The sequence below is a fragment of the Pedobacter sp. AW31-3R genome (genome assembly GCF_052180285.1).
GTDB lineage: Bacteria > Bacteroidota > Bacteroidia > Sphingobacteriales > Sphingobacteriaceae > Pedobacter.
The window spans coordinates 587,424-601,311 of the sequence record NZ_CP197475.1 but is presented as its reverse complement, the minus strand read 5'-3'; the positions used below and the strand labels follow the sequence as shown (position 1 = coordinate 601,311).

At 43.4% G+C, this 13,888-nt stretch carries 11 protein-coding genes; 5 read left to right on the top strand and 6 right to left on the bottom strand.

Annotated features, from left to right (window positions below; genetic code table 11):
- The first annotated feature begins 185 nt into the window (after positions 1 to 185).
- The 3 genes from lipA to ACSBL2_RS02435 are packed head-to-tail and all read left to right on the top strand — an operon-like array spanning position 186 to position 2,486.
- Positions 186 to 1,067, top strand: coding sequence for a lipoyl synthase (lipA, locus tag ACSBL2_RS02445; RefSeq protein ID WP_442590097.1), 882 nt, complete (start codon positions 186 to 188; stop codon positions 1,065 to 1,067).
- Positions 1,068 to 1,088: 21 nt separating this feature from the next.
- Positions 1,089 to 1,643, top strand: a complete 555-nt coding sequence (locus tag ACSBL2_RS02440) for an RNA polymerase sigma factor (RefSeq protein WP_442590096.1) — start codon at positions 1,089 to 1,091, stop codon at positions 1,641 to 1,643.
- The gene (locus tag ACSBL2_RS02435; RefSeq protein ID WP_442590095.1) at positions 1,644 to 2,486 is read left to right on the top strand and encodes an anti-sigma factor; all 843 of its coding nucleotides are present in this window, start codon (positions 1,644 to 1,646) and stop codon (positions 2,484 to 2,486) included.
- Here ACSBL2_RS02435 and ACSBL2_RS02430 read toward each other — a convergent pair.
- The 3 genes from ACSBL2_RS02430 to ACSBL2_RS02420 all read right to left on the bottom strand — a co-directional run bounded on the left by ACSBL2_RS02430 (position 2,479) and on the right by ACSBL2_RS02420 (position 7,752).
- Positions 2,479 to 3,972 carry an NAD(P)H-hydrate dehydratase gene (locus tag ACSBL2_RS02430; protein ID WP_442590094.1) on the bottom strand — a complete coding sequence of 498 codons (1,494 nt, stop codon included), beginning with the start codon at positions 3,970 to 3,972 and terminating at the stop codon, positions 2,479 to 2,481. The genes ACSBL2_RS02435 and ACSBL2_RS02430 overlap by 8 nt on opposite strands.
- 33 nt (positions 3,973 to 4,005) lie before the next feature.
- The gene (gene uvrA / locus ACSBL2_RS02425; protein ID WP_442590093.1) at positions 4,006 to 6,843 is read right to left on the bottom strand and encodes an excinuclease ABC subunit UvrA; all 2,838 of its coding nucleotides are present in this window, start codon (positions 6,841 to 6,843) and stop codon (positions 4,006 to 4,008) included.
- 174 nt (positions 6,844 to 7,017) lie between these two features.
- Positions 7,018 to 7,752 carry a lytic transglycosylase domain-containing protein gene (locus ACSBL2_RS02420; protein ID WP_442590092.1) on the bottom strand — a complete coding sequence of 245 codons (735 nt, stop codon included), beginning with the start codon at positions 7,750 to 7,752 and terminating at the stop codon, positions 7,018 to 7,020.
- Positions 7,753 to 8,022: 270 nt separating this feature from the next.
- Here ACSBL2_RS02420 and ACSBL2_RS02415 point away from each other — a divergent pair, with 270 nt between their 5' ends.
- Both ACSBL2_RS02415 and ACSBL2_RS02410 read left to right on the top strand, forming a co-directional pair.
- Positions 8,023 to 9,414 (top strand): pseudouridine synthase, encoded by a 1,392-nt coding sequence (locus ACSBL2_RS02415; RefSeq protein WP_442590091.1) that lies wholly within the window; start codon positions 8,023 to 8,025, stop codon positions 9,412 to 9,414.
- A 138-nt stretch (positions 9,415 to 9,552) separates the two neighbouring features.
- A complete protein-coding gene (locus ACSBL2_RS02410; RefSeq protein ID WP_442590090.1) occupies positions 9,553 to 10,668 on the top strand; it encodes a lactonase family protein in 1,116 nt (371 codons plus the stop codon).
- 94 nt (positions 10,669 to 10,762) lie between these two features.
- Here the strand turns inward: ACSBL2_RS02410 and bshA are convergent, their stop codons facing one another.
- From bshA to tilS, 3 genes are all read right to left on the bottom strand, one after another.
- Positions 10,763 to 11,923, bottom strand: a complete 1,161-nt coding sequence (bshA, locus tag ACSBL2_RS02405; RefSeq protein WP_442590089.1) for an N-acetyl-alpha-D-glucosaminyl L-malate synthase BshA — start codon at positions 11,921 to 11,923, stop codon at positions 10,763 to 10,765.
- A gap of 108 nt (positions 11,924 to 12,031) precedes the next feature.
- Positions 12,032 to 12,514, bottom strand: coding sequence for a hypothetical protein (locus ACSBL2_RS02400; RefSeq protein WP_442590088.1), 483 nt, complete (start codon positions 12,512 to 12,514; stop codon positions 12,032 to 12,034).
- Positions 12,515 to 13,852 (bottom strand): tRNA lysidine(34) synthetase TilS, encoded by a 1,338-nt coding sequence (gene tilS / locus ACSBL2_RS02395; protein ID WP_442590087.1) that lies wholly within the window; start codon positions 13,850 to 13,852, stop codon positions 12,515 to 12,517. It abuts the gene before it with no gap.
- Between the last annotated feature and the right edge of the window lie 36 nt (positions 13,853 to 13,888).

Below are 13,888 nucleotides of genomic sequence, written 5' to 3'. Positions count from 1 at the left end.
TAATTTTATTTAAATATTTAAATCTTCCTTCCCATGGAGATATCGCTCCCTACAGCAGTTTAACCGCTATCCCATCGATATCTTATTCAGTATCACTTGCTATTTCAGCTATTCCGCAATTAACATTACAACTATCAAACATTTCAAATTTGCAACAATTCAAACCTATTGCTTAACTTTGTTCTATGATAGAACTTCCAGTTGTTTCAGCAAATACAGTCCAACGTAAACCTGACTGGCTTAGAGTTAAGCTACCTGTAGGGAAAGAATACACGCAGGTGCGTAGCCTGGTGGATAACCATAAATTACATACCATCTGCGAAAGCGGTAATTGTCCCAATATGGGAGAATGCTGGGGCGCAGGGACAGCAACATTCATGATCCTTGGGAATATCTGTACCCGTTCCTGCTCCTTTTGTGCCGTTGCAACCGGCAGACCCAAAGCAGTGGATCTTGATGAACCCAACCGTATTGCCAATTCAGTGAAGCTGATGAAAGTAAAACACTGTGTCATTACTTCTGTAGACCGCGATGACTTAAAAGATGGCGGATCCATTATCTGGGCGGAAACCCTCCAGGCCATCCGTAGGGAAAGCCCTCAGACTACACTGGAAACACTTGTTCCCGATTTCAGAGGGATATGGGATAACCTTTACCGGGTATTGGAAGAACGTCCGGAAGTGATGTCACATAATGTCGAGACGGTTCGCCGTTTAACCAAACAGGTACGTGTACAGGCCAAATATGACAGAAGCCTGGAATGCCTCAGAAGAATCTCTGAATTTGGTGGCGTAAGAACCAAAACAGGTATTATGCTTGGACTTGGAGAAACTGAAGACGATATATTGGAAGCAATGGATGATTTAGTTGCAAATGGTGTACATATTCTTACCTTAGGACAATATTTGCAGCCTACTAAGAATCACCATCCAGTTCTTGACTGGATACATCCTGACCAGTTTGCGAAATATAAAGAGATAGGCATGGCAAAAGGATTAAGGTATGTAGAAAGCGGACCATTGGTAAGGTCTTCTTACCATGCCGAAAAACACCTGTTTGATTTTTAAATAGTTATATTAGCTCTACCATTGGCAGCGACAAAAAAAACATTTCTATCAGAAGAAGATCTGGTGCATGCGCTCAAGAGTCATGATACTATCGCTATAAAAGCTTTGTACGATATGTATTCAGGCTCCCTGCTGGGTATTATTGCGCGGATTGTTCAAAACAACACAGAAGTTTGTGAAGACTTGCTGCAGGATACCTTTGTGAAAATATGGAACTCTGCCGACAGTTATGATACCTCCAAGGGTAGGCTATTTACATGGATGATGAATATTGCGCGCAATATTGCCATAGATAAATTACGTTCTAAAGAATTCCGGAATTCCACTAAAAACCGTGAACTGGAAAATAACGTAGATTTCATTGACTCGCAGAAAAAAATAACATTTAATTCTGATGTTTTAGGCTTGAAAGAGATGGTTACTTCTCTTAAACCTGAATTTAATCATGTACTCGATATGGTATATTTTAAAGGATATACACATGTCGAAGCAGCAGAAGAACTGAATTTACCATTAGGTACAGTCAAAACCAGAATAAGAATGGCCATTATGGAATTAAGAAAGCATTTTAATTAAGTGGAAGAATCAACAGCATATATAGAATCGGGAATACTTGAACTTTATGTTATCGGGCAGCTAACTGCGCTTGAGCAGGCTGAAGTTGAAGAAATGGCGAGTAAATACCCTGCTGTAAGGGAGGAAATTTACGCCATCGAGGTTGCTATGGAGAAATATGCACTTTCTCATGCTATTCAGCCATCAGATGAGCTGGAAAACAGGATTTTTACAGAAATAGCTACCCTATCCAATACCGCTCCAGCTGCAGCTGAGCAAAAAACTATTCCACTCCAGCCAAATCAACATCGATCGACGATCAAAACACTGAGATATGCACTTGTTGCCTGCCTTGGTTTGCTGGTGATGAGTGTTGCAGCACTTTATTCTGCACATAAAAACCTGCAGGCTGCCAAACAGGAAATCCTGTCACTGAATGTAGATAAGGAAAAATTTGCGGCCACAGTAAGTTTTATGAAGGATGAAAATCATGACTTACAGGAAATCGCGGCTATTGCGGCCGACCCGACATGGAAGTCCGTGAAGCTTGCAGGAACGGAGATCGCACCCGAAGCAAACATGATTGTCTACTGGCACAAACAAGGACAGCATGTGATGGTTGACAATTCAAAGATGACGCTTCCTTTAAATGATAAAGCACATCAGTACCAGCTATGGGCCATGGTCAATGGTAAACCGGTTGACCTTGGTGTATTTGATGCTACAGCAGGTCCTAAAAAGATATTGGTTTCCATGAAAGAGACCGGGAATGCACAGGCTTTTGCTGTTACCCTTGAAAAACGTGGTGGAAGTGTAAATCCTACCATGAACAAATTGGTTGCCCTTGGAGGCGTATCTATCTGATTAAACCTTTTAGCACTACAGAAATCCCTTTAGCTACTGTTGAAGCCGTTACCACTGCATTCTTTTCTGCCAGAAGATCACCAGATGCCCCATGTAAATAACATGCCATGACGGATGCTTCTTCGCAAGTATACCCCTGAGCAATGAATGCCACCAAGACACCTGTCAATACATCTCCCATCCCACCCTGTGCCATGGCTGGATTACCTGTCGGGTTGATATATACTTCCCCTGTCCTGCATACCACAAAAGTATACTGGTTTTTGAGTACAATGGTACAAGCCATCTTCCTGGCCTGCCTCCTCGCGGTCTGCAGCCGTTCCCACCAGGAGGTATGTTGCCCGAACAAATGATCAAATTCTTTCATATGCGGCGTTAAAACCACCCCTTCCGGCAATAAGGCCAGGAGGTCTCTTCTCTCCCCCAGCATATGCAGCGCATCTGCATCTATAACCAGCGGAACACGGACCTTCAGAAACACCTGCAGCAAGGCAATACTCTCCTCTCCAATGCCCAGGCCAGGCCCTATAGCCACAGCCTTGAACTTATCCATACCCCCACCTTCAGCGAATTCTTCCCTGTTCTTGTACATCACTTCCGGCAAGGCTGTATTCAAAGCCGTAAGTCCGCTTTGCGGGATGGAAAGTGTAGTCAAGCCCGCGCCACTATTTAAACAACCTTTAGCAGATAACAATGCAGCCCCCATGGTCTCCGCTTGTCCGGCCACAATTAAAGCATGCCCATATGTCCCCTTATGACTGAAAAGAGCCCTGGGTTTAAGCATTCCCTGCACATATTGGCTGTCAGTCAGATGATATGCCGATTCCTGCCGCTGGATAAAATCCTCATCCAGCCCAATATCAGCCACTGTAAACTTTTTTAAAGCGGTTAAAGACTCCGGAAAGAAGAAATTGATCTTCGGCCGCTGGAAGCAAACCACCAGCTCCGCATGTATACAGATCAGGTCCTGCGGAATACTCCCTTCAGCGGGAAAACCAGAAGGCACATCTACTGAGATTACCCGGGAAGGCAAGCTGTTGATGAACAATGCAAGAGCGGCATATTCACCTTTAAGCGGCTTGTTCAGGCCGGAACCCAGTACAGCATCAATCACAACTTCGGCATCCAGACGGCCCAGCTGCTGCGTAGCAACAAAGGGGACCAACGGCAAGCCCATCTTTTTGAGAAGGTTTAAATTGATCCGGTACTCTTCCGTCTCCTTCTCCGAAAATTGTGTAAGGTAAACCGAAATATTCAGATATTCCGCATCCCTCAGTAACCTGGCTATCGCTAAACCATCTGCCCCATTATTTCCCTGTCCGCAAACAACTGCAATCGGGGTTTCCTTTTCTTTTACCTCCTGCATAAACACGGCTGTAAAAGCAATACAGGCAATTTCCATCAGTTCAATGGAAGATATCCCCTTCTTCTGAATCGTAAATTTGTCTGCATCGCGCATCTGTGCAGAGCTAAGCAGATTTTGCATGGCTTTCTATTTTTTGTTACCTTTTCATTATGGCTACATCTCTTTCTTTAAGAATTTCCCGGTCAGGCTAATTGGATTCTGGATGAGCCCCTCCGGTGTACCTTCAAAGATAATCCTGCCCCCTCCTGCACCACCTTCTTCACCCAGGTCAATTACCCAGTCGGCCATTTTCACCACATCCAGGTTATGCTCAATCACCAATACCGTATTTCCTTTGTCTACCAGTTCGTTTAATACGCCAAGCAATACATTGATATCTTCAAAATGAAGCCCTGTTGTAGGCTCATCAAGGATATAAAATGTCCTTCCGGTATCTTTCTTTGATAACTCCGTAGCCAGCTTCACGCGCTGTGCCTCTCCACCAGATAAGGTGGTAGAGGATTGACCCAGGGTAATATAACCAAGTCCAACATCCTTCAGTGTTTTAATCTTGCGGTAAATCACCGGCATATTTTCAAAAAAAGCGCAGGCATCTTCAATACTCATATCCAGCACATCACTGATCGACTTGCCACGGTAACGTACCTCCAGGGTTTCCCTGTTATACCTTCTTCCACCACATTCCTCACAAGGTACATGTACATCAGGAAGGAAATTCATTTCAATGACCTTCATTCCCGCACCCTGACAGGTTTCACATCTTCCTCCTTTAACATTGAAAGAGAACCTTCCGGGTTTATAACCCCGGATTTTTGCTTCCGGCAGCTGAACATATAAATTCCTGATGTCAGAAAACACACCGGTATAGGTGGAAGGGTTCGACCTCGGTGTCCTGCCAATCGGTGCCTGGTCTATTTCAATCACCTTATCAATTTCCTTCAGGCCGTTGATTTTCTCATATGGCAGCGGATGTTTTTTGGCACGGAAAAAATGATGGTTGAGAATAGGATATAAGGTCTCCGTAATCAGGCTCGACTTCCCGCTGCCGGAAACACCGGTAACGGCAATAAACTTGCCCAAAGGAAAATCTACCGATACCTCCTTCAAATTATGTCCGCTGGCTTTGGTAAGCGACAATTTATGGCCGTTCCCCTTTCTTCTTTTTTTGGGAACAGCGATTTCCTTTTTACCATTCAGGTATGCTGCAGTAAGTGTCTTTGATTTCAGGATTTGTGCCGGCGTACCCTGGGCAACAATTTGTCCCCCATGCAGGCCTGCGGCAGGGCCAACGTCAATCACATAATCGGCTTCCAGGATCATGTCTTTATCATGTTCCACAACCAACACCGTATTTCCCAGATCGCGCAGGTTCTTCAGGGCACCAATTAACCGCTCATTGTCACGCTGGTGCAGACCAATACTAGGCTCATCCAGGATATACATGACATTCATCAGCTGTGAGCCGATTTGCGTAGCCAGACGGATACGCTGTGCCTCTCCACCCGATAAGGTCCTTGCTGTCCGGTCTAAGGACAGATAGTTCAATCCCACGTCTGTTAAAAATCCGAGACGTGTTCTTATTTCTTTCAGAATTTCTTTGGCAATGGTATTCTGGCGTTCATTTAAACGGTCTTCCACATGGTTAAACCATGCTTTCAGACTGTTAATGTCCATTTCTGCCAATTCAAAGATATTCTTTCCATCTACTTTAAAATGCAGGCTTTCTTTCTTTAAACGGGCACCATTACAGACAGGACAGGTTTTAAGCTTACGGAAATTCTCCATGTCATCCACCGCACCTTCCCCTTTTTTTTCCTGCTGCTCTTCCAGCAATTTGATAATTCCGTCAAATGTGATCTGGTAGTTTTGTACGTTCCATTTGTTATATTCCACAGCAACAGAGATCAGCTCCGGACTTCCGTTCAGGATAATATTGATGATATCATCACCCAGTTTCTCTATTGGGGTGGATAAGGAAAAATTATATTTCTTCGCCAGTGCCTTAATCACCTGGAACATCCAGATGTCACGGTATTCTCCCAATGGGGCAAGCCCTCCGTTCATGATACTCAGTTTCGGGTTTGGCATCACCGACTCCTTGTCCACCACAAAAATATACCCCAGTCCGTCACAACGCTCACAAGCCCCATAAGGAGAGTTAAAAGAAAAACTGTTGGGCTGTGGTTCATCATAGGAGATCCCCGTCGTAGGGCACATCAGAAACTTGCTGAAATGGGAAACATTGTTTTCCTTATCACTGATCTTAATGATGCCCTTACCCACTCTCATTGCCGTTTGTACCGAGTCCATAAGTCGTTTCTGGTCCTTTCGGTCTACCAGTAACCGATCCACCACAATCTCTATATCATGGATCTTATACCTGTCCACCTGCATTTTTGCAGTGATGTCCTGTATATCCCCGTCAATTCTTACCTTCAGATAACCTTGTTTACGGATTTGCTCAAACAATTCCCTGTAATGGCCTTTACGCCCCTTCACCACTGGTGCAAGGATATTTACGGCAAGATTCTCATACTTATTGTAAATGGTATTCAGGATCTGGTCTTCACTCATCCGCTCCATCTTCTCCCCGGTATTATAGGAAAAAGCTTCTGCAGTACGTGCATAAAGCAAACGCATGAAATCATAAATTTCCGTAATGGTACCCACTGTAGACCTCGGATTTTTACTGGTTGTCTTCTGCTCGATAGCAATCACCGGGCTCAATCCGGATACCTTATCCACATCAGGCCTTTCCATCCCCCCCATAAACTGGCGGGAATAAGCACTGAAAGTTTCCATATAACGCCGCTGTCCTTCAGCATAAATGGTATCAAAGGCCAGTGACGACTTCCCACTTCCACTCAGACCGGTAATGACCACCAGCTGGTTACGTGGAAAGGAAATATCTATATTTTTAAGGTTGTGTACTCTGGCACCGTATACTTCTACATCTTTTTGCTCGCCAAGGTCGATGGTATTTTTACTCATATATGTTATAAAAACGCGATTGAAATCTTTAAAGTAAGACAGCAAATTTGCAGCCACAAAAGTACCCATTATTCTTTTAATACGGAAGGCCAAACCAATCTGGCAAATCATATTGCCTACAAACGCAAAAAGCCGGAATAAATTCCGGCTTTCCCCAATTGCAGTCTTTTTCTATTACTCTCTGTCCGTATTCATGGCCAGTACTCCCCTGGAGTCACTGTAACCATAGCGGACAGGATATTCCATAATCTGTTTCATTGAAATCAGCTTATATACATAACCGCCAGTCTCACGGTTTAGCTTCAGCTTGAAATAATTATCCTGATTTTGCCTGTTGATTTGTTTTTTCATGTGGGTATCGCCCACATTGTATGCGGCAGCAGCCAGTGTCCAGTTATCAAAAACGCCGTATAGCTCCTTGATATATTTACAGGCTGCAATAGTTGATTTACGTAAATTTTTACGTTCATCTGTCTTGCTGTTCACCTTCAGGCCATAATTACGCGCAGTACCCGGCATAAACTGCCAGAAACCATTGGCTCCCTTAGGAGACATTCCTCCGCGTAACCCGGATTCCACCAGTGGAACATATTTAAAATCATCAGGGATTCCGTAGGCTGCGAGAATCGGCTCTATGATGGGAAACCATTCTGCTGCCATTCGGTGTAAACGATTTGTTTGCAGGTTGCTGTAGTTGTAGGCAGCAAGAATTTTCTTCATTTTTCGCTCTACCCGGACATCGCCCTTTGGTAAAGATTCTTCTGCAAAAGTCAGGTCGGCCATAAGTAAGGCGGGCGCTGCTTTTTCTATTATTGTGGTAGTAGTGGTAGTGCTTGTTGTAGTGGTATTACGCTCTTTTTTTTGACTTTTTGCTGCTTGGGGCATGTTGTAAGCAAACACTTTTGCCATAACCAATAATCCTAAAATTACCGTACATGTTATTATGTGTTTCTTTATCATTTTCCTCCTTTTTTTGGTGAACTAATATAAAACGCCTGCAAACATACAACATATAAAGCTAATTATCAAGCTTTTACAAAACAAAGCCTCAAAATCGGTGTTTAAACGGCCATTTGGCCTGTTTTTTAATTTAACATTAGGATTAAAAATATCTGAGGTCGTTTGAGCTATTTTTACTAAATTTGCACCCCACATTAAATATGTGATTAACAGCGTATCATGACAAATAACAACAACAGGAACAGTCGGGATGACAAGTCCAAACCGGGAAACCGAAGCACAACAGGTAGAGGCCGTAGTGGAGCAGAAAGTGCTTACAAGGGCAAAGGCAAGTTTGACGATAAGGAGGGGAAAGATAACAATAAGTTCGGTGGGTCTAAGGACTTTAAAGCAAGGCCACCAAAAGACGGAGATCGCAATAACTTCAGACCAAGAAGCACTGGAGGAAGTTCAGAAGGTACTTCCGACTTCAAATCAAGGCCACCAAGAGATGGCGAGCGCAGCAGTTTCAAACCAAGAAATGCAGAAGGTGCATCAGACTTCAAATCAAGGACACCAAGGGATGGTGATCAAAAAAGTTTCGCCCCAAGGGGTGCCGGCGCTAAAAATTTTAAACCACGTGCATTCAAAGAAGGCAGCTCCAAAGAAATGCCGAGAAATGAAAGCCGCAGTTATGTAAAAAAAGACAATTACGGGACTGATGGCGAAAGACCATTCAGGACCTTCGATGATAAAAAAAGCAATACTTCAAGAAGTACCGACAGCAGGCCATTCAGAAAAAGAGAAGACGGACCGGGCAGCAAGCCTTTTTCTAAAGACAGGCCTTATGCGAAAGACCGTTCTGACAAAGCCCCTGTAATGCGCAGCAGGAAAGAAAGCACAGCTGCAGATGACGGAAAAATACGCTTAAACCGCTACATTGCCAATTCAGGTATCTGTTCACGCCGTAAAGCCGACGAATTGATTGCGGCAGGTGTAGTTTCTGTCAATGGTGTTCCTGTTTCGGAGCTTGGACATAAAGTTGATCCTTCAAAAGATGAAGTGCGCTACAATGGCGAACTGCTGAAAAGGGAAAAGAAAATTTATGTGATTCTGAACAAACCTAAAGATTATATCACAACTACGGATGATCCTCAGGAAAGACGTACCGTGATGTCCCTTGTAGAAAAAGCCAGCAGGGAACGTATTTACCCGGTAGGACGTTTAGACCGTAATACAACAGGTTTATTACTGATGACCAATGATGGTGATCTTGCCGATAAACTTTCACATCCTAAAAACGGAATCACGAAAATATACCATGTAGAGCTAAGCAAAGGACTAAGCCAGGGAGACCTGAACAAAATCCAGTTTGGTTTAGAACTTGAAGACGGTTTAATCAAACCTGATTCAGTTTCTTATGTTGCCGGGGGTTCCAAACGTGAAGTGGGTATCCAGATTCATAGTGGAAAAAACAGGATTGTCCGCAGGATATTTGAACACCTGGGATATGATGTGGTAAAACTTGACCGTGTAGTCTATGGTAACCTGACGAAGAAAGACCTTCCACGCGGAAGATGGCGTTATTTAGAAGAACATGAGCTTATTCAGATCAAGCACCTGATCAAGTAAAATTTAATTGATATATTGTGAAGCCTGCACCATTAATTCCCGAAACGGCGTTATTGATGCAGGCTTTATGCTGATATACAATCCTGATATCAGTGAATGCGCATATACAGGAAGACTTATACCAACAACAATATAACCATGAAAACAACATTATCCCTGCTGGCCATTATGATAGGAACATTCACTGCAACAGCACAGAAACCCAATTACAACCTCCTTATCGGTACCTATACCCAACCCGGAGTAAGTGAGGGAATTTATGTGTACGACTTCGACACCAAAACAGCCGGCTTTAAGGCAAATACCGTTGAAAAAAACACCATTAATCCCAGTTTCCTTACCCTGTCACCAGACCAGCATTTTGTTTATGCCGTGAATGAAGACGGGAAAGACAGCAAGGTAAGTGCATTTAGCTTTGATGCCGCCGCCGGTAAATTAAGCGCATTGAATACACAAAAGGCAGAAGGAACAGACCCTTGTTACCTCATTGCCGATGAGGTCAATGTGATCATTGCCAATTATTCCAGTGGCAGTATCGCTGTATTCGGCAAAGATGCCAGTGGCGCACTTTTACCAGCAAAACAGGTGATACAACATACCGGTTCCAGTATAGACACGGCAAGACAAAAAAGTGCACATGTACATATGGTTAAATTTACGCCCGACCATAAATATATCCTCTCTAACGACCTGGGAGAAGACAAAGTCTACATTTATGCTTATGATAAGGATGCAGAAGAAAATGTATTGGTGGCAAAAGACAGCATCAATGTAAAACCAGGCAGTGGGCCAAGACACATCACTTTTAGTCCCGATGGTAAATATGCTTACCTGATCCAGGAGATGCAGGGAGACCTGACTGTATTTAGTTACCACAATGGTTCTTTGACCAAAATACAGGAAACGACTATTGTAGACAAAAATTTCAAAGGAGAAATGGGTTCTGCCGATATTCAGATCTCTGCAGATGGCAAATTCCTTTATGCCAGCAACAGGGGTGAAGCCAATGATATTACGGTATTTGCCATTCAGAAAAACGGCAAACTGGTTTACAGGAGCAGGACCAGTACCGAAGGAAAAGGGCCACGGGCATTTGTGATCGATCCAAGCGGGAACTGGCTGCTGGTAGGTCACCAGTATACCAATAACGTCGTGATCTTCAAGCGCAATAAAGCTACCGGTGCGATAACGGATACGGGCAAAAGGATTGATGTAGGTGCACCTGTATGTTTTGTATTCGTTCCAAAGAAATAGAATAAGAAAAGCCGCCTGGAATATTTTCCCAGGCGGCTTTTTCAATTATATAGTCAGACGGCCGGAAAATAACGGTCATCCTCTTTAAACTTCACTAAACAGCACTCTCCGCAGGTGCCAGCACCCCCGAATGTTTGCTTATAATTTCATTGTAGAAATCAATATATACCGGTAAGACCTTTTTCAGGTCAAAGTCCTGCGCACGTTTAAATGCATTTTCTTTAAATTGGTTCAGTACTTCATCATCCTGAAGGATCAGCACTGCCTTAGCAGCCATATCCTCGATATCCCCGACATTACTCATGTACCCGCAATAGCCATCCACATTCAGTTCCGGTAAACCACCAGCATTGGAGGTAATGACAGGCACTTTACAGGCCATCGCTTCCAGTGCAGCCAATCCGAAGCTTTCCGTCTCAGAAGGCATCAGGAACAGATCGGAAACAGACAGGATCTCTTCTATCGCATCCTGTTTACCCAAGAAGCGTACATGATCACAGATCCCCAGTTCACGACACATCTGCTCATTATTTGCACGATCAGGCCCATCACCTACCATCAGCAACTTAGAAGGGATCTTTTCCAGTACTTTTTTGAACATCTTAATCACATCCCCCGTTCTTTTCACCTTACGGAAATTAGAGGTATGGATCAGGATCCGCTCATTATTTGGCGCTATGGCTTTTTTAAAATGGTCTTTTGGCTTCAGGCTGAATCTGTTGAAGTCAATAAAATTGGGAATCACCTTAATCTCTGTGGTAATGTCAAAGTGGTTATGGGTATCTCGTTTTAAGTCCTCAGAAACAGTGGTCACCCCGTCCGATTTATTGATAGAAAAAGTAACCACAGGTTTATAGGTAGGGTCTTTACCAACCAGGGTAATATCTGTTCCGTGCAAGGTAGTCACAAATGGGATGTGTATACCATAAGTTTCCAGGATCTGCTTCGCCATAAAGGCAGCGGAAGCATGGGGAATCGCATAATGTACATGCAATAAATCAAGCGCTTCAAACCTGACTACATCCACAAGCTTGCTTGCCAGGGCAGACTCATAAGGGGCATAATCAAATAAAGGATAATCCCTTACTGATACCTCATGGTAAAATAAATTGGCAGAGAAAAAATCAAGTCTCGCAGGCTGGCTATAGGTAATAAAGTGCACCTGATGGCCTTCATCAGCAAGCGCTTTTCCTAATTCTGTAGCAACAACACCACTTCCACCAAAAGTGGGATAACAAACAATACCTATCTTCATCAATATAGATTCTTATACAGTTTTAACAATCTGCGTTTCGATTGCAAATTACAGTACTAAAAATGAGCTTTGTGTTAAACAATTGCAATTATTTGCCTGTTCAGGAAATTACTTGCGCATTTCTTCCTGTATCACCATGTACATTTCATTAGGTCGCTGTGTACCAATGTAATACTCCAGACCATCGCGATCTGTAAGCACAACGGCATCTTTTCCGGAAGAATAGAAACGGATACTGCCTTTACGGTGTAAATTATAGACGGGGTTATTGAAAAGGTAATTGCTGTAGGTATCCTTTCTTACGTTTACAATACTGTTCAGATCAATCTTGACTTTCTTTGCTGTCCACAATCCGTCAATAATAAGGCTCTTATTGTGGATAATTGTCTTATACTGGATCAGGAACAACAACAGGATAGAGATGCCAATAATGCTGAACCCGACAACAAGGAAAATATCCTGCGTATTGTCGCGGTCGCGCTCATATACATAAGCACCAAAACAAAACGCAGCCATCAACAGCCTGATACAAATCCTGATATAATCACGACCTATATATTGTTTTTCAAGAAAAGCGTATTTGTGACTCATCTAATTAAATTTCTGTTCGAATATAACGACTTTTTTGGTTGTAGCAGTTACTTTATAACGATTGTCCTGGCGCAGTCCTGCAACCCATACAATATCACCATTACCATTAACCAGGAGGGGAATATTTTCCTTTTGTGGCAGCGGTACCTTTTCATCAATAAAAAAATCACTGAGTTTCTTATGTGATTTCATCCCCAGAGGCATGAATTTATCACCTTCCTGCCATCCCCTGAACACCAATGGAAAGATTAGCTTCTCCACATCAACAAATGCCCTGGCCCTGTCCTTCTCATAAAATACAACGTCACTATAAGAGATATCAATATGATGGCCGTCGAAAATTACCGACGAATCTGCCGGGTGGACCATCTTCAAAGGTTTATCCTGGTACATATCCATTATTCCGGTAATCATCAGCGCATCACGATCAATGGTGAGCCGGTGACTGGCACTATAAAACGTGGTACCTGCCTGTTTTGATAACGAAGAGAGGACTTCTTCCACCACCTTAGGCGTAAAATTATAATCTTTCAATACTTCAAAAAGCAATAAGCGCTGTGGATTCAGGTTTTTCACTTTATCGAGCGACAGGTATACTCCATCCGGCCTTTGGTCACAGATATCTTTTCTGACACTGCTCACTACCTGCTGCAGCACCAGCTCCGTGTCCGAAAAGCGTGCGATGTTCTGCTCAAAGGTATGTTCCAGATTGGGATTAATTTCGCGTAGCAAGGGGATCACCCCCAAACGGATTTTATTCCTTGCATAATGGGTACTGCCATTCGAGCTGTCTTCCACAAAATCCAGCTGTTCTTCCCTGATGACCTGATCAATACCGCTGCGCGACAGGAACAGCAGTGGCCTGACAATCTTTTCCTTCTTTGGTAAAATCCCATGTAATCCTGCTATTCCTGTACCGCGTGTAAGATTTAGGAGCAAGGTTTCCATCACATCCCCCTGGTGGTGTGCTACGGCAATCACATCGTATCCTTCAGCTATTCTTAGCTCTTCAAACCAACGGTACCGCAGTTCACGTGCGGCCATTTGCGTGGATATTTTTTCTGTTGCCGCATACGCTTTGGTCTGGAAGTGCGTTACATAAAATGCAGCCTCAAGGCTGGCTGCCAGTGAACTTACAAAACGTTCATCCCTTTGGGATTCTTCAGCACGTAGTCCGAAGTTGCAATGAGCGATACCAAACTGATAACCGGCCTGCTTAAAAAGATGGGCCATTACCACAGAATCCTTACCTCCGCTTACCGTTAGCAATATCCTGTTCTCCTTGTCAAACAAGGAATGCTCATGTATATAATCCTGGAAGCTTTGTAAGGGTAACATAGGTCAAAAATATTTAATTTAAAATGGTAACCAAAA

Coding starts and splice junctions, on each gene's coding strand:
- lipA (WP_442590097.1), top strand. CDS start 186: ATGATAGAACTTCCAGTTGTTTCAGCAAATACAGTCCAACGTAAACCT.
- ACSBL2_RS02430 (WP_442590094.1), bottom strand. CDS start 3,972: ATGCAAAATCTGCTTAGCTCTGCACAGATGCGCGATGCAGACAAATTT.
- uvrA (WP_442590093.1), bottom strand. CDS start 6,843: ATGAGTAAAAATACCATCGACCTTGGCGAGCAAAAAGATGTAGAAGTA.
- ACSBL2_RS02420 (WP_442590092.1), bottom strand. CDS start 7,752: ATGGCAAAAGTGTTTGCTTACAACATGCCCCAAGCAGCAAAAAGTCAA.
- ACSBL2_RS02415 (WP_442590091.1), top strand. CDS start 8,023: ATGACAAATAACAACAACAGGAACAGTCGGGATGACAAGTCCAAACCG.
- ACSBL2_RS02410 (WP_442590090.1), top strand. CDS start 9,553: ATGAAAACAACATTATCCCTGCTGGCCATTATGATAGGAACATTCACT.
- bshA (WP_442590089.1), bottom strand. CDS start 11,923: ATGAAGATAGGTATTGTTTGTTATCCCACTTTTGGTGGAAGTGGTGTT.
- ACSBL2_RS02400 (WP_442590088.1), bottom strand. CDS start 12,514: ATGAGTCACAAATACGCTTTTCTTGAAAAACAATATATAGGTCGTGAT.
- tilS (WP_442590087.1), bottom strand. CDS start 13,852: ATGTTACCCTTACAAAGCTTCCAGGATTATATACATGAGCATTCCTTG.